Annotated in this window: 26 protein-coding genes, 1 pseudogene and 1 riboswitch; of the genes and pseudogenes, 7 read left to right on the top strand and 20 right to left on the bottom strand. The window is 63.6% G+C overall.

The features are described from left to right. Positions 1–83: 83 nt before the first annotated feature. Both AB5Y95_RS13685 and AB5Y95_RS13680 read left to right on the top strand, forming a co-directional pair. The gene (locus tag AB5Y95_RS13685) at positions 84–1,463 is read left to right on the top strand and encodes an MATE family efflux transporter (RefSeq protein ID WP_368161387.1); all 1,380 of its coding nucleotides are present in this window, start codon (positions 84–86) and stop codon (positions 1,461–1,463) included. A gap of 139 nt (positions 1,464–1,602) precedes the next feature. Then, positions 1,603–1,851, top strand: coding sequence for a YciN family protein (locus AB5Y95_RS13680; protein WP_368161386.1), 249 nt, complete (start codon positions 1,603–1,605; stop codon positions 1,849–1,851). 34 nt (positions 1,852–1,885) lie between these two features. On the opposite strand, the gene AB5Y95_RS13675 is transcribed toward AB5Y95_RS13680, so the two are convergent. Continuing rightward, positions 1,886–3,025 carry a diguanylate cyclase gene (locus tag AB5Y95_RS13675; RefSeq protein WP_260750745.1) on the bottom strand — a complete coding sequence of 380 codons (1,140 nt, stop codon included), beginning with the start codon at positions 3,023–3,025 and terminating at the stop codon, positions 1,886–1,888. Between the two features lie 246 nt (positions 3,026–3,271). Here AB5Y95_RS13675 and AB5Y95_RS13670 point away from each other — a divergent pair, with 246 nt between their 5' ends. Together AB5Y95_RS13670 and AB5Y95_RS13665 are read left to right on the top strand one after the other, a co-directional pair. Further along, positions 3,272–4,669, top strand: a complete 1,398-nt coding sequence (locus tag AB5Y95_RS13670; protein WP_368161384.1) for a nucleobase:cation symporter-2 family protein — start codon at positions 3,272–3,274, stop codon at positions 4,667–4,669. A gap of 99 nt (positions 4,670–4,768) precedes the next feature. Then, on the top strand, positions 4,769–5,470 hold the full coding sequence (locus tag AB5Y95_RS13665) for a protein ligase (RefSeq protein ID WP_368161382.1): 702 nt from the start codon (positions 4,769–4,771) through the stop codon (positions 5,468–5,470). Between the two features lie 107 nt (positions 5,471–5,577). On the opposite strand, the gene AB5Y95_RS13660 is transcribed toward AB5Y95_RS13665, so the two are convergent. Next, complete coding sequence (locus AB5Y95_RS13660) at positions 5,578–6,954, bottom strand: alanine/glycine:cation symporter family protein (protein WP_368161380.1); 1,377 nt, start codon at positions 6,952–6,954, stop codon at positions 5,578–5,580. Positions 6,955–7,061: 107 nt separating this feature from the next. Then, positions 7,062–7,172, bottom strand: a riboswitch (glycine riboswitch). A 508-nt stretch (positions 7,173–7,680) separates the two neighbouring features. On the opposite strand from AB5Y95_RS13660, the gene AB5Y95_RS13655 reads away from it, so the two are divergent. After that, on the top strand, positions 7,681–8,832 hold the full coding sequence (locus AB5Y95_RS13655; RefSeq protein ID WP_005298572.1) for a type III PLP-dependent enzyme: 1,152 nt from the start codon (positions 7,681–7,683) through the stop codon (positions 8,830–8,832). Positions 8,833–8,900: 68 nt separating this feature from the next. Here the strand turns inward: AB5Y95_RS13655 and AB5Y95_RS13650 are convergent, their stop codons facing one another. Next, positions 8,901–9,869 (bottom strand): calcium/sodium antiporter, encoded by a 969-nt coding sequence (locus AB5Y95_RS13650; RefSeq protein WP_206219630.1) that lies wholly within the window; start codon positions 9,867–9,869, stop codon positions 8,901–8,903. Positions 9,870–9,993: 124 nt separating this feature from the next. Continuing rightward, on the bottom strand, positions 9,994–10,467 hold the full coding sequence (locus tag AB5Y95_RS13645; protein WP_338714268.1) for a peroxiredoxin: 474 nt from the start codon (positions 10,465–10,467) through the stop codon (positions 9,994–9,996). Positions 10,468–10,593: 126 nt separating this feature from the next. Here AB5Y95_RS13645 and AB5Y95_RS13640 point away from each other — a divergent pair, with 126 nt between their 5' ends. Beyond that, the gene (locus tag AB5Y95_RS13640; RefSeq protein ID WP_010634714.1) at positions 10,594–11,520 is read left to right on the top strand and encodes a phenylacetate--CoA ligase family protein; all 927 of its coding nucleotides are present in this window, start codon (positions 10,594–10,596) and stop codon (positions 11,518–11,520) included. Positions 11,521–11,583: 63 nt separating this feature from the next. Here the strand turns inward: AB5Y95_RS13640 and yfcD are convergent, their stop codons facing one another. Beyond that, on the bottom strand, positions 11,584–12,087 hold the full coding sequence (gene yfcD / locus AB5Y95_RS13635; protein WP_336290758.1) for an NUDIX hydrolase YfcD: 504 nt from the start codon (positions 12,085–12,087) through the stop codon (positions 11,584–11,586). 172 nt (positions 12,088–12,259) lie between these two features. Between yfcD and AB5Y95_RS13630 the strand changes: the two genes are divergently transcribed. After that, positions 12,260–12,475 carry a DUF1107 domain-containing protein gene (locus tag AB5Y95_RS13630; protein WP_005298562.1) on the top strand — a complete coding sequence of 72 codons (216 nt, stop codon included), beginning with the start codon at positions 12,260–12,262 and terminating at the stop codon, positions 12,473–12,475. A 106-nt stretch (positions 12,476–12,581) separates the two neighbouring features. On the opposite strand, the gene AB5Y95_RS13625 is transcribed toward AB5Y95_RS13630, so the two are convergent. The 15 genes and pseudogenes from AB5Y95_RS13625 to phoR form a co-directional block, all read right to left on the bottom strand. After that, a complete protein-coding gene (locus AB5Y95_RS13625) occupies positions 12,582–13,325 on the bottom strand; it encodes an amino acid ABC transporter ATP-binding protein (RefSeq protein ID WP_005298561.1) in 744 nt (247 codons plus the stop codon). Between the two features lie 13 nt (positions 13,326–13,338). After that, positions 13,339–14,433: an amino acid ABC transporter permease gene (locus tag AB5Y95_RS13620; protein WP_368161377.1), complete on the bottom strand. Its 1,095-nt coding sequence runs from the start codon at positions 14,431–14,433 to the stop codon at positions 13,339–13,341. 9 nt (positions 14,434–14,442) lie between these two features. Beyond that, positions 14,443–15,630, bottom strand: coding sequence for an amino acid ABC transporter permease (locus tag AB5Y95_RS13615; protein WP_368161375.1), 1,188 nt, complete (start codon positions 15,628–15,630; stop codon positions 14,443–14,445). A gap of 61 nt (positions 15,631–15,691) precedes the next feature. Further along, the gene (locus AB5Y95_RS13610; protein WP_195878164.1) at positions 15,692–16,711 is read right to left on the bottom strand and encodes an amino acid ABC transporter substrate-binding protein; all 1,020 of its coding nucleotides are present in this window, start codon (positions 16,709–16,711) and stop codon (positions 15,692–15,694) included. Between the two features lie 461 nt (positions 16,712–17,172). After that, the gene (locus tag AB5Y95_RS13605) at positions 17,173–17,499 is read right to left on the bottom strand and encodes a DUF2845 domain-containing protein (RefSeq protein ID WP_005298553.1); all 327 of its coding nucleotides are present in this window, start codon (positions 17,497–17,499) and stop codon (positions 17,173–17,175) included. Further along, entirely contained in the window at positions 17,496–18,509 is a 1,014-nt protein-coding gene (locus AB5Y95_RS13600) for an ABC transporter permease (RefSeq protein ID WP_368161372.1), read from the bottom strand. Before AB5Y95_RS13600 ends, AB5Y95_RS13605 begins: the two co-directional genes overlap by 4 nt. A 73-nt stretch (positions 18,510–18,582) precedes the next feature. Continuing rightward, on the bottom strand, positions 18,583–19,464 hold the full coding sequence (locus AB5Y95_RS13595) for an ABC transporter ATP-binding protein (protein WP_267997236.1): 882 nt from the start codon (positions 19,462–19,464) through the stop codon (positions 18,583–18,585). 129 nt (positions 19,465–19,593) lie between these two features. Next, positions 19,594–20,205, bottom strand: coding sequence for an FKBP-type peptidyl-prolyl cis-trans isomerase (locus AB5Y95_RS13590; protein WP_005298548.1), 612 nt, complete (start codon positions 20,203–20,205; stop codon positions 19,594–19,596). Between the two features lie 199 nt (positions 20,206–20,404). After that, positions 20,405–20,518, bottom strand: a pseudogene (locus AB5Y95_RS13585) (copper homeostasis protein CutC); the annotation flags it as partial. Between the two features lie 12 nt (positions 20,519–20,530). Beyond that, positions 20,531–21,256: a copper homeostasis protein CutC gene (locus tag AB5Y95_RS13580; protein ID WP_368161370.1), complete on the bottom strand. Its 726-nt coding sequence runs from the start codon at positions 21,254–21,256 to the stop codon at positions 20,531–20,533. Positions 21,257–21,298: 42 nt separating this feature from the next. Then, the gene (locus AB5Y95_RS13575; RefSeq protein ID WP_368161368.1) at positions 21,299–22,201 is read right to left on the bottom strand and encodes an ROK family protein; all 903 of its coding nucleotides are present in this window, start codon (positions 22,199–22,201) and stop codon (positions 21,299–21,301) included. A gap of 109 nt (positions 22,202–22,310) precedes the next feature. After that, positions 22,311–22,817 (bottom strand): GNAT family N-acetyltransferase, encoded by a 507-nt coding sequence (locus tag AB5Y95_RS13570; protein ID WP_017765749.1) that lies wholly within the window; start codon positions 22,815–22,817, stop codon positions 22,311–22,313. Then, a complete protein-coding gene (locus AB5Y95_RS13565) occupies positions 22,805–23,611 on the bottom strand; it encodes a M48 family metallopeptidase (protein WP_017765748.1) in 807 nt (268 codons plus the stop codon). The genes AB5Y95_RS13570 and AB5Y95_RS13565 overlap by 13 nt, the downstream gene beginning before the upstream one ends. A gap of 149 nt (positions 23,612–23,760) precedes the next feature. Further along, positions 23,761–24,735: a PstS family phosphate ABC transporter substrate-binding protein gene (locus tag AB5Y95_RS13560; protein WP_005298532.1), complete on the bottom strand. Its 975-nt coding sequence runs from the start codon at positions 24,733–24,735 to the stop codon at positions 23,761–23,763. A gap of 377 nt (positions 24,736–25,112) precedes the next feature. Then, the gene (phoR, locus tag AB5Y95_RS13555; RefSeq protein ID WP_005298529.1) at positions 25,113–26,408 is read right to left on the bottom strand and encodes a phosphate regulon sensor histidine kinase PhoR; all 1,296 of its coding nucleotides are present in this window, start codon (positions 26,406–26,408) and stop codon (positions 25,113–25,115) included.

Raw genomic sequence — 26,408 nt, 5'->3', positions numbered from 1 at the left:
GAGAGGCTCACAGTGAAGCCACCCGCTACTCCCCCTATCATACCCATGACAAACCTTGCTTTTTATCTACCCGGTTAACATAAATGAATTATTGGCAAGCGATTTTAAAACAAACCACCGATCGCGAGTTCATGACCCGATTGTGGCGGCTGGCCCTGCCGGTCTCGCTGCAATCCATGATGTTCTCCCTGCTCGGTCTCATCGACATCATGATGGTGAGCCAGCTTGGCACCACGGCTGTGGCGGCGGTCGGCTTGGGTAACCGGGTCTTCTTCTTCAATCTGCTGGTGATAGCGGGACTCTCGGGCGGGGTCTCGGTGTTGGCGGCACAATATTACGGTCGCGGCGAGATGGCCGGGGTGCGCCGCTCGCTGGCGCTGGCGCTGGTGGGGGCCCTGGCGGTGAGCCTGCCATTTGCCCTCGTCTATGTGCTTTCACCTGGCAGCGTGCTCGGCTTTGCCAGCCAGGAGCCCGCGCTGCGCGAACTGGCGGACGAGTTTTTGATGATCACCGGCGCCACCATCCTCTGCACCGCCGTGGTGGTGCCGCTGGAGTCGGCGCTGCGCTCGGTCGGCAATGCCGCCGCCCCCACCCGCATCGGCATTGTCGCCATCATTGCCAACGTCATCCTCAACTACGCCCTCATCTTCGGTCATTTCGGCTTCGAGGCCATGGGGGTGGCCGGATCGGCCTGGGGCACCACGATTTCGCGGCTGCTGCAGACTGCGCTGCTGCTGTGCTATGTGTGGCGCATCGAACCCCGCCTGATCCCGCGTAAGCAAGACTGGCTGGCCGCCTTCAAGCGCAAGGAGGTGGTGCGCTTCACCCTGATCGCCCTGCCGCTCTTGTTCCACGACGGGCTCTGGGCCTTCGGCATACTGCTCTACGGCTTTCTTTACGCGCACCTTGGCACCGACTCGCTGGCCATCATGACCACCCTCGGCACGCTGGAGAGCATCCTCATCTCCCTCTTCTTCGGGTTGGCGGTCGCCTGCTCCACCCTGCTCGGCCACCGGCTCGGGGCCGAGGAGTACGAGGTCGCCTGGCAGCACTCCCAGCTCTTCCTGCTGCTCGCCCCCATCGGTGCCCTGTTGGTGGGGATCGCGGTCTGGCTGCTGCAGACCCACCTGCTGCAGTGGGTCGGCAACCTGCCGGGCGAGCTGATGACGGAGGCCGGTCAGGTGCTCGCCATCCTGTGTCTGGGGATGCTGCTAAAGGTGTTCAACATGGTGGGCATCGTCGGGGTATTGCGCTCGGGCGGGGACGTCAACTACAGCATCTTCATCGACATCGTCGGCATGTGGTGCATCGGCCTGCCGCTCGCCTGGGGGGCGGTCAACCTGCTCGGCTGGCCCCTCTCCTGGGTGGTGGCGGTGATCCTGCTGGAGGAGCTCAGCAAGATGTTGCTGGTGCAGCGCCGCATCCGCCAGCGCCGCTGGCTGCGCAATCTGGTGCTGGGATAAGGGAAGAGAGCAAAGCGGGAAAATGCGGGGTCATATCAATGACAGAAAATCCCGCTTTGCAGTATGCTGGCCCCCTCTTCAATCAGAGGCAGGGCCGACCCTTATGCCCCCTGCCCAGTAGTCGTTTAAGGAGACGAGCATGCAACCACAAAAAGAGCTGATCACCGAGACTGCCCTGCTGGAGATGGCCAACAAGATCATCAAGGAACACGAAGACTTCATCCACGGCATGCGTGCCAATTCGGTGGAGCAGAAGGGGGAGATCCTGGTGTTCAAGGGGGAGTTCTTCCTGGCCGAAGATGGCACCCCGACCGGCAAGACCATGGCGGTGTTCAACATGTTCAAGCTGCTGGCCCAGCAGCTCTCCGGCAAGTACCAGCTGGGCTGAGCCCGCCCAACCCCGCTCAAGCAAGATGCCGCCCTCAGGCGGCATCTGTCTGTATGGCGGCAGGCTGTGCCGGCTTGCCACCCGGCTCCCCCACCACGCAGTTGCGCCCGGCCATCTTGGCCATGTAGAGGCACTCGTCGGCCCGATTGAGCAGATCCTCCACCCCTTCGCCGCGCAGGGCCAGGGTCAGGCCGATGCTCACCGTCACCTCCAGCAGTTCATCGGAGGTAGGGCTCTTCACCAGCCGCGCCTCCACCGCCACCCGCAGCCGCTCGGCCACCCGTTTGGCCTGGGCCAGCTCGGCGCAGTTGGGCAGCAGGATGGCAAACTCCTCGCCGCCGTAGCGGCCCAGCACCATGCCGGGCTCCAGCTGCTCCGCCAGGGTCGCCGCCACCTCCTTGAGCACCGCATCCCCCGCCAGATGGCCGAAGGTGTCGTTGATGCGCTTGAAGCGATCCAGATCCAGCAACAGCACCGCAAACGGCACCTGCTTGCGCACCATGTTCATCCTCGCCTTCTCCAGCTGCTTCATCAGCAGGCGGCGGTTCATCATGCCGGTCAGCTCGTCGGTGGTGGACTCCCGGTAGAGCTGCAGCAGCATGTTGAGCTGGCCGCACTGCACCCAGCTGCTGGCCAGGGCAAACAGCCCCAGCAGCCAGATCTGGTTGAGGGTCTGCACACTCCAGAGCGGCTGCCCCACCAGCAGCCAGTTGCCGGCCAGCATGGTGACCAGAATGCCCCCCGCCAGTTGCAGGCCGAGGGAGAGCGGAATGGGGAAGATGGCGAACAGGCTGATGAGCAGGTAGGGGAAGGCCATGTAGCCCGCCTGCAACTCCTGATCCGCGCCGAAGCTGTGCAGGCAGATGAGGGAGAAGAGCATCATCACCGCCATCAGGTAGCCGAGCGCCAGCTTCATGCGTTCGCGTTTGAAATGGATGAGGTAGGAGAAGGGGATGAGTGGGGAGAGGGCGAGCAGGCAGAAGATCCGGGCCTGAAACAGTTCATCGAACTGGGCGGCGGGCAAGGTCAGCCAGTCCACCACCGCCCAGGCGGGCAGGCCCACCATCAGCAGACAGGTGAGCAGCCGAAGACGCACCGTCATAAAGCCCATGCGGGTCAGGGTAAAATCTTCGGAGTGGGCACGGGCACTCCAGAACTCCGACAGCTTCAGCATCCAGAGCCTCCAAATCGCAACAGAGGCCTCATTCTACGCCGTGCGGCGGCAAAATCCTATGCAACCCGGGCCATTTACGGGCGAGCGCCGTCACACAAACCGGCGGATCATAATCGCCGCGCGCAAACGTTTCAACCCATGGAAAAATAAACCCGTTTCCAGCCGAATTAGCGCTGGTCAGCCCGTTCTCAATCACTAAAATAGCGCCCAATTTTCTCCCCCCTCCCCCACACATTCGAGGTATTTATGGAACAGGCTGCCGCCGTACGCGCAACCCGAGAGGCCCATCTCCCCAGACGAGCCCACAGCGAACTGGTCTACGGCATAGAGGATGTCCCGCCCCTGCCACAGACCCTGTTCGCCGCCCTGCAGCATATGCTCGCCATGTTTGTCGCCATCATCACCCCGCCCCTCATCATCGCCAACGCCCTCGGCCTCCCTGCCGCCGACACCCGTTATATCGTCTCCATGTCGCTGGTCATGTCCGGCATCGCCTCCTTCATCCAGACCCGCCGCTTCGGCCCCCTCGGTTCCGGCCTACTCTCGGTGCAGGGCACCAGCTTCAACTTCCTCGGCCCCATCATCGCCTCCGGCCTCGCCCTCAAACAGGCGGCCATGCCCACCGAGGATCTGCTGGGCACCCTGTTCGGCACCATGCTGGCGGCCGCCCTCACTATCGTGGTGATGAGCCGCTTCCTGCACCTGGTCAAACGGATCATCACCCCGCTGGTGACCGGCATCGTGGTGCTGCTCATCGGCCTGACCCTCATCAAGGTGGGCCTCATCAGCATGGGGGGCGGCTACGGCGCCCTGTCGGACGGCAGCTTCGCCAGCCACAACAACCTCTTCCTCTCCCTGCTGGTGCTCGGCCTCATCGTGCTGCTGCAGCGCAGCCGCAACCCCTGGCTGCGCCTCTCCGCCATCATGATCGCCATGCTGGTGGGCTATGCGGTGGCGCTGCTGCTGGGCAAGGTCAACGCCCCCACCTTCGACGGCCCGCTGCTGATGGTGCCTGTTCCGCTCCACTACGGGCTCGGCTTTGACTGGCAGCTGTTCGTGCCGCTCGCCATCATCTTCGTGGTGACGGCGCTCGAGGCCATCGGCGACATGACCGCCACCTCCGACATCTCCGGCGAGCCGCTGGAAGGGCCCATCTACATGGAACGGATCAAGGGTGGCGTGCTGGCCGATGGCGCCAACTCCATGCTGGCGGCGGTCTTCTCCACCTTCCCCATGTCCACCTTCGCCCAGAACAATGGCGTCATCCAGCTGACCGGGGTGGCCAGCCGCCACGTCGGCCTCTTTATCGCCGCCATGCTGGCCCTGCTCGGCTTGTTCCCGGCGGTGGCGAGCTTGGTGCAACAGATCCCCGAACCCGTGCTGGGCGGTGCCACCATCGTCATGTTCGGCACCATCGCCGCCGCCGGGGTGCGCATCATCTCCCGCGAGGAGCTCGACCGCCGCGCCCTGATGATCCTGGCGGTATCGCTGGCCATGGGCCTCGGGGTGGCGCAGGTGCCGGAAGTGCTGCAGCACCTGCCGGATCTGGCCAAGAGCGTGCTCTCCTACGGCGTCGCCACCGGCGGCCTCACCGCCATCATCATGAACCTGCTGCTGCCCAAGCGCGCCACCGCACAGGCCTGACACTCCGCCATCCTTGCACCAAAGCCCCGCCATGCGGGGCTTTACCTTGCCAGCCGCCACAGGTAGTGTGCTGGGCAGCCTCTGCTCAGGATGCCTTTCATGCCTTATACCCTGCTGCCCCCGCCAGCCGCCCACCAGACACCCGACCAGATCCTGGCCGAGGAGCAGCGCTGGCTGCGAGAATGCGCCCATGACCGCCAGCCCCGCGCCCACCTCTGGCAGGCCCCCCAATGCCTCATCGTCACCCGCAAGGACACCCGCTTGCCCCGCTACCAGGCCGCCTGCGAGCAGCTTGCCGCCGAGGGCTGGCCCGTGCACGTGCGCGACAGCGGCGGCACCGCCGTGCCCCACGGCGCCGGCATCCTCAATCTGTCACTCATGCTGCCTCGCACCACCACGGATCTGGCTCACTACTACCGGCTGCTGGGGGCACCGCTGCTCGCCCTGCTGGGGGAATACGGTCTTGAGGGCAGCTATGACTTCGTGCCCGGCTCCTTTTGCGACGGCCAGTACAATCTGGTGATCGGGGGTCGCAAGGTGACCGGCACCGCCCAGCGCTGGCTGGCGCCGGGTCAGGATCATGAAGGCGCCGTGCTGGCCCAGGCCATGCTGCTGGTGGCCGGCGACGTGGACGAGGGCACCCGGATGGCGAGCCGCTTCTACGAGCTGGCGGGTGGCGAGCTGCGCTTTCTTCCGGGCACCTCCACCACCCTGGCACAAGCCATCAACTGGCAAGGGCGCGAGGACGAGCTGGTAGATAGGGTGAAAGCCCGACTCACCGCGCTGCTGACCCAGGAGTGAGCACAGGCCCTGATGCCGGGCACAGCAGCCTGTCCCTTCATAAAAGCGCCCATAGAAAAAGCCACGACCCGGGTCGTGGCTTTTCGTTTGAATGTAGTGTCGTGGCATCAGGCCGTCTGCGGCTCGGGCTCGGACTCCGTATCGCTGTCCCGGCTGAAGTAGGCGCGGGTCTCGGCAATCACCACGTGGCGCAGGCCGATAAGGCCGATGAGGTTGGGCACCGCCATCAGGCCGTTGACGATGTCGGCCAAGAGCCAAATCATGTCCAGATGCAGGAAGGCGCCGCACGCCACCAGCACCAGGTAGACCAGGCGGTAGGGCTTGATCGCCTTCACCCCGAACAGGTACTCGGTGCAACGCTCGCCGTAGTAGTTCCAGCCAAGGATGGTGGTAAAAGCGAAGAACAGCAGGCCAATGCTCACCAGATACTGGCCGACATGGGCATCGAGCCCCTGGGCAAAGGCCAGACTGGTCATGGCCGCGCCGCTCGCATCGCCGCTCCACACCCCGGTCACCACCAGGGTCAAACCGGTCATGGTGCAGATGATGATGGTGTCGATGAAGGTGCCGGTCATGGAGACCAGCCCCTGCTCCACGCACGAATCGGTCTTGGCCGCCGCCGCCGCGATGGGGGCAGAACCCAGTCCCGACTCGTTGGAGAAGACGCCCCGCGCCACCCCGGACTGGATCGCCAGCATGATGCTGGCGCCGACAAAGCCACCGGTAGCCGCATGGCCGGTGAAGGCGCTCTGCAGCACCAGCGCCACCGCATCCGGCAGGGCGGCGGCGTTGCTCACCAGCACGCCGAGGCAGGCAACGATATAAAAGATGGCCATGAAGGGCACCACCTTGCTCGACACGCTGGAGATGGACTTGATCCCCCCCAGGGTCACCAGTGCCACGATCAGGGTCAGCAGCACGGCGGTCACTTCCCGGGGCACCGAGAAGGAGAGGCTCATGGCGTCACTGATGGCGTTGACCTGGGGGAAGGTGCCGATGCCGAAGAAGGCGACGCCGATGCCAAACAGGGCGAACAGCTTGGCCAGCAGCTTGGAGCCTAGCCCCTTCTCCAGGTAGTACATGGGGCCGCCCGCCATCTGGCCGTTGGCGTCCTGCTGGCGATATTTTACCGCCAGCAGGCACTCGGCGTACTTGGTGGCCATGCCGAACAGGGCCGCCATCCACATCCAGAACAGGGCGCCCGGGCCGCCCAGCTTGATGGCGGTGGCGACCCCGACGATGTTGCCGGTGCCTATGGTGGCGGAGAGGGCGGTGCAGAGCGCGCCGAAGCTGGAGACATCTCCCGGCTTGCCCTGACCCTGATCGCGGCCAAAAACCAGTCGCAGGGCGAGCGGCAAACGCACGACCTGAAGCAGACCCAGACGCAGAGTGAGGTAGACGCCGGTCCCGACCAGCAGGATCAGCAGGGGTGGACCCCAGATAAAGCTATCGATGGCGGCGAGCGCCGATTGAATTGATGACATGCATCCTCCTTAAGAAACAGAAATTAAGGAGGAGAAGGATGATCTTCCCATAGGTGTCGCGATCGGCCAGAGGCGATCGGATGCGGGCCAAGCCCAGGTACAACCATCCCATCCCCTCTGTCCTTTTGCCTGAGAGTTTCCGGCGCCAGATTGCGATGCAATCACGGTGCCTTGCTCCTTCGGCGCCCGATTCAACGGGTCTCTCCAGAGTATCGTCCAGTAGCAGTCCACACCGGTTGCCCGGTACCTGAAAGATTCACTTCTTCGGTGGATGGTTGCCCATCGCTCTCCTGCTACCTTCATCCGAACTAGTTTGGATTAGGAAGCGGGCATGGTAATCCAAAAAGTGTGAGCTGTCTCCCACTCGCGTCCCCTCGCCGCCGATTTTTTTCGATCCTAGCCAGGCGGAGGCTGAATGTTATTTGTTCGTTAACTATCAATACGTTAGACAAGGTTGCCTGCACAGCCTGCCGCTCACTAGTCGAAACATGGGCCATATCAAGATGATCTTTCGTCTCGACCAGAAAAACTTGCCGACATATCCAATCAAAAGGGTTGCACACAAACGCAATAAGCCGATAATCCCGCGCATAACTAAGCACTTCGCAAGGAAGTTATGCAGTGTGCCTGGTTGGTCCCCCCGGACCGCTCGCCTGAGCCGGCCGTCGCCGGTTCAATCGCATATGGCTTGGGCATATCACGCCCCCTAAGGATGACCAAAAGAGAATGAACGAGACCCTGGTTGCACAAGATTACCGTCAGCTGGTTGAACAATTCGGCTCCCCCCTGCTGCTGCTCGACAAGGCAGCCGTCCGCAAACAGTATCGGGCCCTGGCCGCCGCCCTGCCCGATGTACGATTGCACTATGCACTCAAACCCCTGCCCCACGAGGCAGTGGTCTCTGTCTTGAAGGAAGAGGGGGCCTGTTTCGATCTGGCCACCAATGGCGAAGTGGATCTGGTGCGCAGTCAGGGTGTCCGCCCGGGGCGCTGCATTCATACCCACCCCATCAAGCGCGACAGCGATATCCGCTATGCGCTGGAGTACGGCTGCACCGTGTTTGTCTACGACAACCCGCTGGAGCTGGAGAAGTTCCTGCCCTACAAGGACGAGGTGAAACTGCTGCTGCGGGTGAGCTTCCCCAATCCCGAGACCAAGGTCGACCTCTCCAAGAAGTTCGGCTGCACTCCGGAACAGGCGCTGCCGCTGCTGCAGCTGGCCCACGCCAAGGGGATCAAGGTGATGGGGCTATCGTTCCACGTCGGCTCCCAGGTGCCCCATGCCCGTCGACACGTGCAGGCCATCGACGCCTGCCGCGAGATCATGGAGCAGGCCTGGGAGCTCGGCCTCAAGCCCTGGGTGCTGGACATCGGTGGCGGCTTCCCGGTGGATTATGAGGGTGGCGAGTTCGACATCGACGGCTTCTGCGCGCCGATCCGCGAGGCGCTGGCCAAGCTGCCGGCCACGGTGCAGAAGATTGCCGAGCCGGGCCGCTTCATCAGTGCGCCGGCCATGACCTCGGTATCCAGCGTGATGGGCAAGGCCCATCGCGGCGACAAGATCTGGTACTACCTGGATGACGGTCTCTACGGCAGCTACAACGGCCAGCTCTACGATCACGTCACCTACCCGGTGAGCACCCCGCTGGCCCGCGGCGAGCTGCACAACTCTGTGCTCTCAGGCCCGACCTGCGACAGCGTGGACGTGATCCGCGACGGCATCATGCTGCCGGATCTGGCCATCGGCGAGCTGGTGGTGGGCCGGGTGATGGGGGCCTATACCTGGGCGTCGGCCTCCACCTTCAACTTCTTCCCCAAGGCGAACATCCTCATTCTGGACAGCAGCCAGAAAGGGCAGAAGATGGTTGCCGTGGCCTGACATACCTGCGCCAAAAAAAGAAGGGGGAAGCCGATGCTTCCCCCTTCTTTTTATTGTCTGGCGAATCGTCAGATAAACTGGCTGGTCAGCAGCCAGCCAGTGTAGGCGACGAAGCAGGCAAGCAGCACGCCCCCCTCCAGCCGGTTGATACGCCCCTGCCCCTTGCGGCCCAGGCACATCACCAGCAGCAACAGGGTCAACCCCATCATCAAGCTCCAGTCGCGAGAGAGCACCTCAGGCGCCACGTCCAGCGGATGAATGCCGGCCGCGATCCCGACCACCGCCAGGGTGTTGAACAGGTTGGAGCCGAGCACGTTGCCAAGGGCCAGATCATGCTCGTTCTTGCGAATGGCGATAAGCGAAGAGGCCAGCTCCGGCAGCGAGGTGCCGATGGCGACTATGGTGAGGCCAATCACCAGATCGCTGATGCCAAAGCCCTGGGCTATGGTCACTGCGCCCCATACCAACAGGCGGGAGGCACCGATGAGCAGCACCAGCCCGACCACCAGCCAGAACAGGGCCAGCTTGAGGGACATGCCTTCGCTCTCGATGCTCTCCTCGGTCTCCGCATCCAGCGCATCCCCCTTGCCGCGCATGCCGGCCCAGATGGACCAGCCCATCAGCGCCAGGAACACCACGCCGAGGATGGCGGCGTCCGTGCGATCCAGGCGACCATCCAGCAACAGGGCGCCGGAGAGCAGGGTGATGCCGAGCAGGATGGGGATCTCCTTGCGCACCACCTGGGAAGCAACGGCGATGGGGCTGATCAGGGCCGTCAAGCCGAGAATAAGGGCGATATTGGTGATGTTGGAGCCATAGGCATTGCCGAGCGCCAGCCCGGGGTTGCCCTGGGAAGCCGCCAGCGCGGAGACCACCATTTCAGGGGCCGAGGTACCAAAACCGATGATCACCATGCCGATGAGCAGCGGCGGCATACCGGCATAACGGGCAGTGGCGGCGGCACCGTCCACGAACTTGTCGGCACTCCAGACCAGCAACGCCAGTCCGGCAATCAGGGCAACAAAAGCCAGGGTCATATTTTTCTATCTCATCCACGGCAAACACGAGAGCCAGGCAACTTGCCTGGCTCCATCCAAACGCGGCAACAGTGTAACGGGCCGCCTTGCTATTTCAAGATGAAATCAAACGGCGATTAATCTTTCACAGCGCCGCCAGCAGGCTCTCGGCATCCGACACCTCGAACTTGCCCGGCGCCTCCACGAAGAGCCGCTCCACCACGCCGTCATTGGCGATGAGGGCAAAGCGCTGGGCGCGCACGCCGCCAAAGGCGCCGGTCTCCTTGGCCAGCCCCAGGGCCCGGGTCCAGCTGCCGTCACCGTCCGCCAACATGGTGATGGCAGCGGCGTTCTGGGCATCCTGCCACGCCTTCATCACGAAGGCGTCGTTGACCGACAGGCAGCAGATGGCATCCACCCCTTTGGCCTTGAACCGATCGGCCAGCACCACGTATCCCGGCAGATGGGCGTTGGAACAGGTGGGGGTAAAGGCGCCGGGCACTGCAAACAGCACCATCCGCTTGCCGGCAAACAGGCTGTGGGTATCCCGCTGCTGTTTCCCCTCTGGGGTGATGAAGGTGAATTCGCCCGCAGGCAGGGTCTGACCCGTCGCAATCATTGTGCTCATCCTTAAGTGGAGGGAAGGAGCCCCAGTCTACCCCACGACCGAGCTGTGACACAGGCCCCCCTTTAGCGGGATCATTTGAACTAACCTTGAGCAGGATCAGCCGACCAAGGAGGCTTCATGCAGCACTATTACGATGGACTGGAAATTCGCCCCTCCCCCCTGCGCGAGCAGCAGCAGCTGGATCAGCTCAACCACCTGCTTGCCCATGTCGGCCAGTATTGTACCGGTTACTCCAGCGCCTACCGCCAGCGCCGCCTGCAGGATCTGGGGGAGTTGGCCAGCCTGCCCCTGCTCAACGCCGGCGAGCTGTTCGCTGCCCAGCAGGCCCACCCGCCCTTTGCCGGCCTTACCGGCCGCCCCGCCAGCCAGGCGCTGCGGGTGTTTGCCTGCCCCGGCCAGCTGGCCATTCCCGAATATGCCGGGGCCGACTGGTGGGGGGCTGCGCGGGCCCTGTTCGCCGCCGGTTTCAAGGCCGGGGAGGTGCTGCTCAACGGTCACGACTATCACATCAGCCCCACCGCCTTCATCTTCGACAACGGCGCCCGCCAGCTGGGGAGCCCGGTGGTGCCCTGCGGCCCCCACGATACCCGCCGCCAGCTGGAGGCGTTGCAGCGCTTTGAGCCGACCGGCTTCGTCGGACCGCTGGCGGTGCTGCTGGACCTGCTGGAGGCGGCAGAGCGGGCCGAGGTACCGAGCGACAGCCTGCGCTGCGCCCTGCTGTGCGAATCGTCCCACCCCGACACCCGGCCGCTGCAGGCGGTGCACGGCATCCGCGCGCTCAACTGCCTGCTGCTGCAGGATGCCGGGGTGATCGCCTACGAGAGCCAACCCGGCCAGGGCTTCATCGTCAACGAGAACTGTCTGGTCGAAATCATCGATCTGGCCAGCGGCGAGCCGGTCATCGGCGACGCCGTCGGCCAGCTGGTGGTGACCCGGCTCGATCTGGAGTACCCGCTGCTGCGCCTCGTTACCGAGTGGCAGGGCCACTGGCTCGCCGGTGCCAGCCCCTGCGGGCGCACCAACCGGCGGCTCAGGCTGGTGTGAGGTTCCCACCGCCCAGAAACAGAACGGGCAGCCAGTGGCTGCCCGTTCTGCATGCAACGCCGCTCAGCGCCGCGCCTGCCAGGTGGCGATGGCGAGCAAAGAGTCGGGGGTGAATTCGGCGGCCCGCGCGGCTATCTCTGCCTGGCTCATCCAGCACACCTCGCTCACCTCTTCGGCCTGCAGCCGCAGCGGCCCCTGATAGTGGCAGCTGTAGAGGCCACCCCAGACCCGATAGCCCTCCCCTTCGGCATAGAAGGTGCCAAAACTCTGCAGCGGCACCCCTTCGATGCCCAGCTCCTCGGCCAGCTCGCGGCGGGCGGAGGGTTCCATCTGCTCGCCCGTGGTGACCACGCCGCCGGCGCAGGCGTCCAGCATGCCGGGGCAGAAATCCTTGCTGAGGGTACGCCGCTGCACCAGGATCCGGTCAGCCTCGTCGAGTACCAGGATATAGCTGGCGCGGTGGCAGAGGTTCTCTCGCCGCACCTTGGCGCGCTCGGCCACGCCGATCACCCGGTTCTCTCCATCCACCACATCCACCCACTCCACACGCAGACCCTTCTGATTCATCCAAGTGACCGCAGTATATCGGGGTAACGGCTTGTCATGGCAGCCTTTTTTCAATTGCGTCCCGGCCGGCCGCCGACGACAAACCGGATTCATACAAACCTCCATAAATTGTCACATCCGTGTCACCTGACGAAGCCATAGTGTGCCCTGTCCACGCAACAGGTGTTTTGTGATGAAGGTGTTCAAGAACTTGTCTCCCCGCCAGATTGCCCGCTACATCAAGAGCTTCCATCACGGCAGCTTCATGGTGGAGACCCACGGGCGGTTCGAGTTCAGCGGCGGCGAGATCAATCTGGAGAGCCTGACCTGCCGTCAGACCCTGAGTCTGGCCCGGCAGATCAATCTAGAGGTTCGCGGCCTGCGCCACACCACCCTGCTGTTGGGGTAACTTCCATAGTCCTTTCTGTTTTGTAGTCTGCGTCCATGCTTTTACTACTTGCCCGCCGCTCACCAGAGTGCGGGCTTTTTTTATGGACGACATCCCCCCATGCGGCTCAATGCTGCAGGATCTGGGAGAGGAACAGCTTGGTCCGATCCGACTGGGGGTTGTCGAAGAACTGATCCGGCACGTTCTCCTCGATGATCTGTCCCCGGTCCATGAAGATCACCCGATCCGCCACCTGCTTGGCAAACCCCATCTCGTGGGTGACGCAGAGCATGGTCATCCCCTCGTGGGCCAGCTCCACCATGACGTCCAGCACCTCGCGCACCATCTCGGGATCCAGCGCCGAGGTGGGTTCGTCAAACAGCATCACCTGGGGGTTCATGCAGAGACTGCGGGCGATGGCGACTCGCTGCTGCTGGCCGCCGGAGAGCTGACCCGGATACTTCAGAGCCTGCTCCGGGATCCGCACCCGGCGCAGGAAGTTCATGGCGATCTCTTCGGCCTCCCTGCGCGGCAGCTGCTTGACCCAGATGGGGGCCAGGCAGCAGTTCTCCAGCACGGTCAGGTGGGGGAAAAGGTTGAAGTGCTGGAACACCATGCCCACCTCCCGGCGCACCGCCTCGATGTTCTTGAGATCCGAGGTCAGGGCCGTGCCCTTGACCAGGATGTCCCCGCTCTGGTGCTCTTCCAGCCGGTTGATGCAGCGGATCATGGTGGACTTGCCAGAGCCAGATGGCCCGCAGATGACGATCTTCTCCCCTCTGCCTACTTGCAGGTTGATGTTGCGCAGCACGTGAAACTCACCGTACCACTTGTTGACTGCTTTCAGTTCGACGACAGCGTCCGTTTTCATCTCGAAACTACTCCTAATGCTTGTGGCCCGTGTTGAGTTTGCGCTCCAGATAGATGGAGTAGCGGGACATGCCAAAACAGAACATCCAGAAGATCATGGCGATAAAGACATACGCCTCGGTGGAATACCCCAGCCAGGCCGGATCCGCCAGCGCCACCTTGGAGATGGCCAACAGATCGAACAGCCCGATGATCAGCACCAGGCTGGTGTCCTTGAACAGGGAGATAAAGGTATTCACCAGCGAGGGGATGGTGATCTTGAGGGCTTGGGGCATGATGATGAGCCCCATCATTTTCCAGTAGGAGAGCCCCAGGGCCTCCCCCGCCTCGTATTGCCCCTTGGGGATCGCCTGCAGCCCGCCTCTCACCACCTCGGCCACATAGGCCGCCTGGAACAGGATGATGCCGATGAGCGCCCGCAGCAGCTTGTCGAGCTCCACCTCGGTACTCATGAACAGTGGCAGCATGACTGACGCCATGAAGAGCACGGTGATAAGCGGCACTGCCCGCCAGAACTCGATGTAGACGGTGCAGAGGCTGGCGATGACCGGCATGTGGGAGCGACGCCCGAGCGCCAGCAGGATGCCGAACGGCAGCGCAACCACTATACCCACCACCGCCAGCACCAGGGTCAGCATCAGCCCACCCCAGCGGTTCGTCTCCACCACCTCCAGCCCAGCCCCGCCATGGATGAGGAAGAAGGCGATGACAGGGAACACCAGCAGGGTGAACAGCGCCAGCCACCCCTTGCGCGGGGTCTTGGGCCAGATGAGCAGGGCCAGCAACACCGCCAGGCCGGCGAAGGTCAGGTTGATGCGCCAGTACTGATCGGCCGGGTAGAAGCCATAGAGGTACTGCCCCAGCCGGCTCTCGATGAAGATCCAGCAGGCGCCGCCCTGGCCGCAGGCCTCGCGGCTGCTCCCCTGCCAGGTGGCGGAGAACAGCGCCCAGTCCAGGGCAGACCAGATCAGCGGCAGCAGCAGATAGGCCAGCGCCAGGGTCAGCAGGCCGTTCCACCAGTTGGGAAACAGATTCTGCCTGAGCCAGGCGACCAGGCCCCGGCGATGGCTGGGAGGCGGCAGCGCCTCCTGCAAGTCGTTCACAAACATGACTACTCCCTAGCGCTCAACCAGCGTCATTCTGCGGTTGTAGATGTTCATCAGCAGCGAGGTGATGATACTGATGACGAGATAGACCCCCATGGTCATGGCGATGACCTCGATGGCCTGCCCGGTCTGGTTGAGGGTGGTGCCCATGAACACAGACACCAGATCCGGATAGCCGATGGCCGTGGCCAGCGAGGAGTTCTTGGTGAGGTTCAGATACTGGCTGGTCAAGGGGGGGATGATGACCCGCATCGCCTGGGGAATGATCACCAGCCGCAGCGTCTTGGCGGGTGAGAGCCCGAGGGCGGAGGCCGCCTCCGTCTGCCCCTTGCTGATGGCCAGGATGCCGGAACGCACTATCTCCGCGATAAAGGCCGCCGTGTAGATGGTCAGCGCCAGCAAGAGGGCTGCGAGCTCGGGCAACACCGTCAGACCGCCCCGGAAGTTGAACCCCTGCAGGGCCGGTACGCTCCAGCTGAGCGGGCTGCCCGCCAGCAAGAAGGCGGCGGCCGGCAACAGAATGACCAGGGCAGCCACGCTGCGCCAGAACGGGAATATCCTGCCGGTCAGGGCCTGACGGCGCCGTGCCCAGCGGCTCAGCCCCCAGCTCAACACCACGGCGATCAGCAGGGCCAAGAGCACGTAGCCGAATCCCTCTTCGAACAGGGGCTTGGGCAGATAGAGGCCCCGCACGTTGAGGAAGGCGAGCCCCCCCAGATCCACGCTCTGGCGCGGAGATGGCAGGGTGCGCAGCACCGAGAAGTACCAGAAGAAGATCTGCAGCAGCAGCGGGATATTGCGAAACGTCTCTATGTAGACGGTCGCTATCTTGGCCACCAGCCAGTTGCGCGACAGGCGCGCCACCCCGAGCATGAAACCGAGCAGGGTGGCAAACAGGATGCCGAGCACGGAGACCAGCAGGGTATTGAGCAGCCCCACCAGAAAGGTACGGCCGAAGGTATAGGTCTCGTCATAGGGGATCAGGCTCTGCAGGATGCCAAAGCCCGCCGTGTTGCCCAAAAAATCGAAGCCGGTGGTGATGCCACGGGTGGCCAGATTGGTCAGGGCATTGTGGATGATGTAGAACAGGAACCCGACCACGACCGCGATGGCCAAGCACTGGAAGATCAATGCCCGCACCTTGGCGTCATACCACCAGCGGCCCTGTTCCTTCCTATGGTTTGATGCGTGTAACGCCATGAGGATGACTCCGACAAAGCCAGGGGAAATGGGGGGCCTCGGCCCCCCGATGGTTGTCGACTCAGCGGATGGGCGGCGCGTACATCAGGCCACCCTTGTTCCAGAGCGCATTGATGCCGCGCTCGATCTTGAGGGGGGAGCCGGCACCGACGTTGCGATCGAAGGATTCGCCATAGTTGCCGACCTGCTTGACGATGTTGTAGGCCCATTTGTCATCCAGCCCCAGCACAGTCCCTTTGGGCTCTTCCAGCCCCAGCAGACGACGGATGTCAGGGTTGGTGGACTTGAGCATCTCGTCCACGTTGGCAGAGGTGACCCCGGCTTCCTCGGCATTGAGCATGGCGTTGAGGCTCCAGCGCACCACCTTGAACCACTGATCGTCACCCTGGCGCACGGCAGGCCCCAGCGGCTCCTTGGAGATCACCTCAGGCAGCACCATGGCCTCCGCCGGCTTGCTGAGCTTGATCTTGAGGGCATAGAGCTGGGACTGATCCGAGGTCAGCACGTCGCAGCGGCCCGCCTCGAACCCCTTGACGGTCTGATCCGAGGTATCGAACACCACAGGGGTATATTTCATGCCGCCATTGGCGCGGAAATAGTCCGCCAGGTTGAGCTCTGTGGTGGTGCCAGACTGGATGCAGACGGCGGCACCGTCGAGCTCCTTGGCGCTCTTGACCCCAAGAGACTGCTTGATCAGAAAGCCCTGGCCATCGTAGTAGTTCACCCCGGCAAAGGTCAGGCCCAGCGACCCGTCCCGGGTCAGGGTCCAGGTGGTATTGCGCGACAGCAGATCCACCTCGCCGGATTGCAGGGCGGTGAAACGCTCCTTGGCGGTGAGGGAGACATACTTCACCTTGCCGGCATCCCCCAGCACGGCCGCGGCCACGGCGCGGCACACATCCACGTCCAGACCGGTCCAGGTGCCCTTGGCGTCCGGATTGGAGAAACCCGGCAGGCCATCCCCCACCCCGCACTGCACGAACCCCTTCTTCTTGACGGCATCCAGGGTGCCATCGGCCCATGCATTGGCTGCCACCAGCGACAGCACCATCACCATACTTGCCTTGTGTATCTGCTTCATCTCACGCTTCCCTGTGGTTTGATTCAAATAGGCACCAGAACCTGGCAAGATGCCTTCGTTTCTCTGCTTTTTCACAGCTTATCGAGCGGTTCAAAAACCTGTCAATCGGTGCAAGCCGGCCCAACCTTGGTGCAGCAGCACAAAATAGGTCAACGGGCCGATATGCACTCTTAGAATTAAAAATAGACCCTTATTCGCAAAATGGCCTACGGTTCCAAGCCCCCGATAATGTGAGGATTATTTTTCGCAAAAAATCGGACGCACCGGATTGGGGCAGAAAAACGCGCTGACAACGCATTTATCGGGCGTATTTTGCCAACAACAGGGCCCGTTATTGGGGGGCATGAACCAATACCGGGCAACCGGAAGAGAGGGATGAAAGGTGGGAACGGGGGCGTAAACGCCGGAAAGAGACCGGAGCCACACCACCGCACTCGGCGCGCAGCATCCGGTCGGCAGGATCAATTGCCGCGCGGGCCGTTCTCGATGTCGGTGACCACCCCGTTGCGCACGGTGACGAAACGCATGAACTCGTTCTTGCCGAAGTTGTAGGTCCAGCGCTCCCCATACTTCACCTGCACCAGGTTGCCGAACTGGTTCTCCTCGTTGCGGGTCAGCTCCTCGCGCAGCATGGGCTCGCCGCACTTGATCAGCATCTCGGCGGTGCTGTCCCCTTCGGTGATCAGCGCATTCTTGCAGCGCATGGCGCCGGCACTGGCCGGCAGACTCAGCAGCAGGGCCAGCAGGGTTCCGCCAACCAGCGGCAGTGACTTCATCGATAGCTTCATCTGTAACTCCATTTGAACAGGGCGCTGCCCAGGGTGATGCAGCAGAGCGTAAACAACAGGACCCAGCCCAGTGGCGCCGCCACCTCGGCCCAGCCTGCCCCTTCCAGCATGACGGCGCGGGCCGCCGCGATGATCTGGCTGAGCGGCAGCCAGGCCGCCAGCTGCTGCAGCCAGGCGGGAGCCCCTTCCAGCGAGAACCAGACGCCGGAGAGGAACATCATCGGCATACTGATGACGTTGAGCAGCCCGCTCGCCAGCTCCTCGTTCTGGATGCGGGCCGCCACCAGCAGGCCGAGAGACGCCATGGCCGCCCCACCCAGCAGGGCGATCAACAGCAGCAGCCAACCCGAGCCGAGCAGCGGCACCCCGAGCAGAAAGTAGGCCACCAGAAACACCAGCAGGCTCACCACCAGGGTGATCAGGATGCGCGACAGCAGCTGGGCGCAGAGAAACTCCGCGGCTGAGAGTGGGGTGGCCCCAAGCCGCTTGAGCACCCCGTTCTTGCGGTAACGGACGATGACGAAGCCCACCCCGAACAGGCCGGAGAACATCAGATTCATGCCGATCACCCCGGGCAGCAGCCAGTCGCCATAGCGAATGGCGCGCCCGCTCAGAGTCTCCCGCACCAGCTGCACCGGCACGGCCTGGCGCAGCAGGTACTCGGCCATGGCGCCCTGGGGGGCATCCGGGTTGATCCAGTAACGGCCCGTGCCGGGCGAGAGCAGCAGATCCAGCTGGTGGTGGCGCACCTTGAGCCGGCCCTTCTCCTCCTCGTCATAGGGGATGATCTTGAGCAGCGGCACGGCGCGCAGCGGGGCATAGGCTACGGGCAGCTCCCCCACCACGCCCATCTGCACCAGCGGCTTGGGCGGGCCGGAGAAGATGAGGGTGAACCCCAGCACCAGCAGCAGCGGAAAGGCCAGGTTCCAGATCAGCGCGGCCCGATCCCGCACGAACTCCAGGTTGCGGGCATAGAAGAGCGCCCCGATGCGCTTGAGAAATCCCGTCATCTGGTGCTCCTTGGGCTGGCAGGCTGGGACGGCATGCCGGCAGGCACCGCTGCGGGGTGCCACGGGGCCGCGTTCATGCGCCGCTCCGTAGGCTGTGGCCAGTCAGATGGAGGAAGAGATCCTCCAGATTGGGGGAGCGCACCTGCATGCCGGTCAGCGGCACGCCCAGACTCAGCAGCCGTGGCAGCAAGTCCGCCACGTCGGGGCAGCTCAGCTCCACCTGCTCGCCCAGCGGGCGCAGGGGATAGCCGAGACTGGCGAGGGCCGGGTGAGCCGCAAGGCGCACCAGCACGCCGTCAAAATGCTGGGCCAGCAGGGCGACCGGGGTATCCAGGCTCAGCAGATGGCCGTGATCGACGATGGCAATCTGATCGCACAACTGCTGGGCCTCGTCCATGTAGTGGGTGGTGAGCACCACCGTCTTGCCCTGCGCCTTGATCGTCTCGATGCGCTGCCAGAAGTGGTGGCGGGCCTGGGGATCGAGACCCGTGGTGGGCTCGTCCAGAAACAGCAGTTCGGGGTCGCCGAGCAGGGCCAAGGCCAGCAGCAGCCGTTGCCGCTGACCGCCGGAGAGTTTGCGGCTATCCCGATCGATGAATTCTCCCAGCGCGCACAGCTCGATGAGCTGAGCCTGGGGCAAGGGAGCCGGGTAGAGGCTGGCGAACAGGCGCAGGGTGTCGCGCACCGTCAGGAAATCCTGCAGCGCCGTGTGTTGGAACTGGATGCCGATGCGGGAGCGGTAGTCGGGGCCGCGCGGGGCGCCGTGGAACAGGATCTGGCCGCTGTCCGGGGTGAGGATCCCCTCCAGCAGCTCGATGGTGGTGGTCTTGCCCGCCCCGTTCGGGCCGAGCAGGCCGAAACAGCTGCCGGCGGGAATGGCAAAGCTGAGCCCGTCCACCGCCTTGACGCCGGGGAAGTGCTTGACGAGATCGACGACTTCGATGATGGCAGCCATGGGCGCTCTCCCAGCAGGAGCCATGACTATATCCAAAAGCGCAGGCGCTGCCCATGCCCCGCCGCGTGCGGCGCAAAAAAACAGACGGCGACCCGAGGGTCGCCGTCTGTATCAATCAAGCCAGCCGGATCACAGGATGTCCAGCAGCTCCACTTCGAATACCAGGGCGGAGTACGGCGGGATGGAACCGGCACCGCGTGCGCCGTAGGCCAGATCCTGCGGAATGTAGAGCTTCCACTTGGAGCCAACCGGCATCAGTTGCAGCGCTTCTACCCAGCCGGCGATCACGCCAGTTACCGGGAATTCGGCCGGCTGGCCGCGGGCGACGGAGCTGTCGAACACGCCACCGTGGGTGAAGGTACCGTGGTAGTGCACACGGACGGACTGACCGGCTACCGGTACGGCACCGTTGCCTTCCACCAGCACTTCGTACTGCAGACCGGACTCGGTGGTCTTCACTTCGGCGCGCTTGGCGTTGTCGGCCAGGAAGGCTTCGCCTTCGGCGGCGGCAGCCTTGGCAACGGCCTCCTGCTCTTCCTGCATGCGGGCAGTGATGACCTGGAAGGCATCGTTGATATCGTCACGGCTGACCGCGAACTCCAGACCATTCAGGGCATCTGCCAGACCTTGCTGCAGGGCCGGGATATCCAGACCGGCGAAGGCTTGCTGTGCCAGTTGATCACCCATGTTGCGGCCGATGCCATAGCTGGCCTTCTGTTCGATAGAGTCGTATTGGGACATTGAGAAGTTGCTCCGGGTCCTGAGGGTAAAAGAGACGGGATAATATCAGACTTTTGCGCCGGGTGCTGCCGACCTGTCCCCGGTTTTGCCCCCAGGTGGGAGGTGCCTCACATCAGCCCCCTCATCCCCGCCCCTTCTCCCACCAGGGGAGAAGGGAGCAAAACAGAGCACCATCACCCCTGCTCACATTCAAACCGTATCAGGCCTTGTCCAGCAGAGCTCGTACCGCGGCAACTTTGGCGCCGTCGGTGATATTGACCCGGCCATCGTCCGAGGTGCCCATGTTGACGCCATGAAGAGACACCATGCCGCCGTGCGGCTCGTATCAGGCCCTGTCCAGCAGAGCCCGTACCGCTGCAACTTTGGCGCCGTCGGTGATATTGACCCGACCGTCGTCCGAGGTGCCCATGTTCACTCCATGAGGCACCATGCCGCCGCGCCAGCCCATGCCGGACATGTGCACTTCGCTCACCCCGGTAAACTCGATGATGGTACGCACGTTGTCGGCATTGACCCCGGCACCCGGCATCAGACTGGCGCGCCCCGCCAGCGCCTGCTGCATCGCCTGCAGGGTCTCGAGCCCCGCCAGCGCGGTCGGCGCATGGCCCGAGCTCAGAATGCGCTCGCAGCCGGCGGCGACTATGGTCTCCAAGTCGAGGCGCCAGTCAGAGGAGAGGTCGATGGCGCGGTGGAAGGTGACGCCAAGGGGCCCCGCCGCCTCCACCAGCTGGCCGAGTCTGGCGGCAGGCACCCGTCCCTCCTCGTCCAGCAGACCGACCACCACCCCCTGCAGGCCGGCGGCACGGGCCGCCGAGATATCCTGCAGCATCATCTCGAACTCCCCTTCGCCAAAGCAGAAATCGCCGGCCCGGGGCCGGATCATGGCGTAGACGGGAATGGTGGCATGGCGCGCCGCCAGCTGCATGAAGCCATAGGAGGGGGTCAGACCACCCAGCCCCAGCGCAGAGCAGAGCTCGATGCGATCGGCGCCAGCCGCCTGGGCGGTAAACAGGGATTCCAGGTTGTCGATACAGATTTCAAGAGAGGTCATGATGGACTCCTTTATTGGGGAGATCAGACCCCGGATCTGATCTCATAAATTGAGCAAAGCGGCCCCGCGCACCCCGCCGGCGCCGCCGAAGCGGGCCTCGCGGATCTCGGGCAGGGCGACCCCGGGCAGCAGATGACCGGGCAGGCGCAGCGGCAGCTGTTCGTAGAGCGCGGGCAGGCCGCTCAGGCCGCCCCCCAGCACCACCACGTCGGGGTCGACCACCGAGATGGCGGTGGCCAGTCCGGCGGCCATGATCTCGAGCCAGCAGTCGACCGTGGCCACCGCATGGGGCTCGTGCGCCTCGAAGCGTCCCACTATCTGGTGGCCGCTGGCACGCTGGCCGTGGAAGTGGTGATAGAGCCGCTCCAGCCCGGTGCCAGAGGCATAGGTTTCAAAACAGACCAGGCGGCCGCAGCCGCAACGTGGACGAGACAGGTCGGGGTACTTCATCAGCATGGTAGCCGGCAGCGGGTAGTGGCCAATCTCCCCTGCCAACCAGTTGCGGCCCTGGATCAGCTTGCCCGCCAGATAGACGGCGCCGCCGATGCCGGTGCCTATGGTGACGCCGAGGGCGCTGTCGGCCCCCGTCGCCGCCCCCTGATGCACCTCGGACCAGAGGAAGCAGTTGGCATCGTTGTCCACCTTGACCGGTCTGCCCAGCAGCTCGGCCAGATCGGCGCCCAGGTGGCGACCATTGATGGAGGGCAGATTGGCCGCCACGATGCTGTGGTCGTGCCGGTTGAGAATGCCGGGAAAGCCGATGCCCACTGCACCGCGCGCGCCGAAACGGGCATCCGCCTGTTCGACCCGCTCGCGAATGAGCTGCTGCAGCCCCTGATAGTCATTGCCGGGAGTGCTCACGCGCTCCTCGTGGCAGAGATTCAAGGCACCGTCATAGACGGCGAACGCTATCTTGGTGCCACCAATATCAAAGCCGTAATACATGCCACACTCCCTTGTCGGTGAGCCGCCTCACCTCAGCCTGTCCAGAGGGGGACATTGTATTAATTCGCAAAAAAAATAAAGTGACCGAGGGCGAAAAACGGGAGAGAGATCAAAGCAAACGAAACATTTGTCGCTGCAGGCAGGGCTGGCCGAGGCTCATCAGGGTGCGCTCCTGACCATCGAAGACGAAGCCGCGGCGCAGATAAAACCCCTCACCTATGTGGTTGCCATCGAGCAGCCACAATCTGACGCCTTCACAGCCGGCGCGCCGCATCTGCATCGCCACAGCCTGCCACAGCCGCTTGCCGTGGCCTTGGCGCCAGTGGTCGGGATGCAGGTAAAAGGCGCGGATCCAGGCGGTGGGGTACTCCCCCGCCAGCTCCGGCTGCCAGTAGAGCAGACCGATGACCACCTCGTCCTGACACAGCAGCATGGGCCTTGGGCCCGCCTCTGCCAGCCGGCGCTGCCAGATCTGCAGGTGCTCGGTGACCGCCAGCTGGGCCAGCATGTCGGTACCGAGCACGCCGCCATATGCGGCGAGCCAGCTGGCCCGCTGCATCACCGTCATGGCGGCGGCGTCATCGGGCCGCGCCATGCGCAGGCTTATGCCTTGCATTGGGGCACCAGTCCCGAGGTGCGGGCCTTCTGGTAGAGCGGCACGGCCTCAGCCTGCTGGGCCTGCAGCTCGGCGATCCGGCTCTCGTTGCTGGGGTGGGTGGAGAGCAGCTGGGGCGGCGCATTGCCGCCCGCGGCCGCGCTCATGTTCTGCCAGAGCGGAATCGCTTCGGCCGGATTGAAACCGGCGCGGGCCATCAGATCCAGGCCCAGCCGGTCCGCCTCGCTCTCCTGCTCGCGGCCATAGGGCAGCATGACGCCGACCTCGACCCCAAGCCCCAGCGCCGCCATGGTGGCGCCGCGGTATTCGCTGCTGCCCATGGCGATGTCGGCCGCCGCCAGCCCAAGGCCGGTCAGCTGGCTGCGGGAGAGCCGCTCGTTGGAGTGCTGGGCCAGCACGTGGGTCAGCTCGTGGCCGATGACGGTGGCGAGCTGATCCTGATTCTTGGCCACCTTGAGCAGGCCGCTGTAGACCCCGATCTTGCCACCGGGCAGGGCGAAGGCGTTCACCTGCTTGGAGTCAAACACCACCACTTCCCAGTTGGTGATGCCGTAGCTGGCGGGCACCTGGGCGGTCACCGCCTTGGCGACGCAGGAGACATAGGCGTTCACTCTGGCGTCCTTGCTCACCTTCTCCTGCTTTTTCATCTGCTCGAAGGAGTCAGCCCCCAGCTTGCTCATCTGCTGGGGCGAGAAGAGCAGCATCTGGCTGCGACCGGTGGGAGACTGGGCACAGCTGGCGAGCAGGGTCGTACAGAGTGCCGCCAGGCCAAGCTTGAACAGGGGAGATGTCATGGAGGTGTCCTTCACCATAAAGATGCCCTATTTTCGGAAATGCGGGCGTCCGGTGCAAGTCGACAAATCACCCGGTCCGGCGAAAGCGGTCACAGCCGGCCCAAAAAGAAAACGGGCCCCGCGGGGCCCGTCTGGCAGAGGAAACCGGCTTACATGATGCCCAGTTTCTTCAAGTCGGCTTCGACCACCTTGGCCGGTACCGGTACGTAGCCATCTTTGGCGACGATGTTCTGGCCCGCCTTGGAGAGCACCATCTTCAGGAACTCTTGCTCCATCGGGGAGAGCGGCTTGTTCGGGTGCTTGTTCACGTAGACGTACAGGAAGCGCGACAGCGGATACTTGCCGGTGATGGCGTTGTCGGAGGTCGCTTCGATGAAGGTCTTGCCATCCTTGGAGAGCGGTACGGCGCGCACGCCGGAGGTGACGTAACCGATGCCGGAGTAGCCGATGCCGTTCAGGGAGGAGGAGACCGACTGCACCACGGAGGCGGAGCCCGGCTGCTCGTTCACGCCGCTCTTGAAGTCGCCGTTGCACAGGGCGTGTTCTTTGAAGTAGCCGTAGGTGCCGGAGACGGAGTTGCGACCGAACAGTTGCAGATCCTTGCCGGACCAGGAGCCGTCCAGACCCAGGTCGGCCCACTTGGTGGCCGCCTTGGCTTCACCGCACTTGAGGGTGCTGGAGAAGATGGCATCCAGTTGCTGCATGGACAGGCCCTTGATGGGGTTGTCCTTGTTGACGAACACCGCCAGGGCATCGACCGCGACGCGGATGGCGGTCGGCTTGTAGCCGTAGCGCTTCTCGAACGCCTCTTCCTCGCCGGACTTCATGGCGCGGCTCATGGGGCCAAACTGGGCGACGCCTTCGGTCAGCGCGGTCGGCGCGGTAGAGGAACCGGCGGCCTGGATCTGCACGTTGACGTTGGGGTACATGCGCTTAAATTCTTCGGCCCACAGGGTCATCATGTTGGCCAGGGTATCCGAGCCGACAGAGGACAGGTTGCCCGAGATGCCGCTGGTCGGAGTGTAATCCGGCAGATTTTTATCCACACCGGCAGCCAGGGCGCTGACGGAAAACAGGGTTGCTGCGGTGAATCCGATTACACCAGCCAGTTTGTTGAGTTTCATCCAATCTCTCCAAGGTTGCAGAACGCAGTCCATCAAAACACGGGTTAACTTGGCTCAGTGCTGGTCATCCGACCGGGGCGCTGAGTGTCATTCCCTGCCCTCTTTGGCCCGACTCCGGGGCGGTGGAAGGCAGTCATCAATCTGAGGCCGAAACGTGGTGGCATCCCGAGTGGGGCGATCGGCCGGTCGCGTTTCATTCTCTCCCTGCGCCACACTGGCACAGGTCCGTTCTCAAGACGGCGCCAGTATCTGACCTGGCAGTGACAAATTTATGGATTTAATGTGACACTTTAATGACATGGCGAGGCTTTTGACCAAATGAAAAAAGGGCCGCCATCGCCGCCCTCTTTTCATTGCTAACCCATTGCTTGAAAAGCTTATTTCAACACCACCATGCGAGCGGGGATGAGGAAGCTGAAACGGCTGCCAAGGCCGACCCGGCTCTCGATGTCGAGCTGGCAGTCGTGGTGACTCAGGGCATGCTTGACGATGGCAAGGCCGAGCCCGGAGCCGCCGGTGTGGCGCGAGCGCGCCTTGTCGACCCGGTAGAACCGCTCGGTGAGCCGCGCCAGGTGCTCGGGCGGGATCCCTTCCCCCTCGTCCTGCACCGCAAACAGCGCCATCGTCCCCTGCTTGCGCCACTCCACCGTGATCTTGCGCCCCGCCGGGGTGTAGTGTATGGCGTTGTAGACCAGGTTGGAGACGGCACTGCGCAGTTGATCCTGATCGCCGCGCACCAGCAGATTGGGCTGCACCATGAACTCGATCTGGTGGGCCCGCTCGCCGGAGAGCGCCCGCGCCTCCTGCTCCAGCAGCCCCAGCATGGCGGGCATGTCCACCAGATGGGAGAGATCCACGGTGGGCGCCGCCTCGATCCGCGACAGGGTGAGCAGCTGATTGACCAGGTTGTCCATGCGGATGGTCTGCTCCATCATCACCCTGTGTGCCTTGGCCCACATGGCGGGCGGCGGCGGCTCCTCAGTCATCTCCAGATAGCCCTTGAGCACGGTGAGCGGGGTGCGCAGCTCGTGGGAGACGTTGGAGACGAAATGCTTGCGGGTCTTCTCCAGGCTGCGCAGCCGGGTCACGTCCCGCACCACCAGCATGGCCTGATCCTCGGCATAGGGCATGATGCGAAACTCGAGAAACTTCTCCTCGTTGATGGGCGAGGTCATCTCGAACGGTTCGTCATACTCTCCCTTGCCGAGGTAGGCGCCGAAGGCGGGATTGCGAATCAGGTTGCCGATGTGCTGACCGGCGTCTTCCGGCCAGCGAAAGCCGAGCAGCTGCTCCGCCAGCCGGTTGCACCAGAGGATGCTGCCATCGGTGCGAAACACCACGGCCGCATCGGGCAGTGCCTCGGCCCCTTCCCGAAAGCGGCGAATGAGACCCGCCAGCTCGCGGCGGCGGGCCCGGTGGCGCTGCTGCAGCTTGTAGATGCCGTTGAAGATGTACTCCCAGCTGCCGCTGCCGTTGGGAGGCACCAGGCTGCGATCGTGCCACAGCCAGTCCGACAGCCGCTTCTGGAAACGGTAGTGCCAGCCCAGGTGCATGACGGTAGCCAGCAACAGACACAGGGCCAGACTCTCCGTCAGCCAGCCGACCAAGACGAAGGGCGCATAGAAGAATGCCATTCGCCACAACTGGCGCCGCCAGGCGTATGGTTGCAACAT

The organism is Aeromonas sp. R5-3 (assembly GCF_040908225.1).
Taxonomy (GTDB): domain Bacteria; phylum Pseudomonadota; class Gammaproteobacteria; order Enterobacterales; family Aeromonadaceae; genus Aeromonas; species Aeromonas dhakensis.
This window is presented reverse-complemented; position numbering and strand designations above follow the sequence as displayed.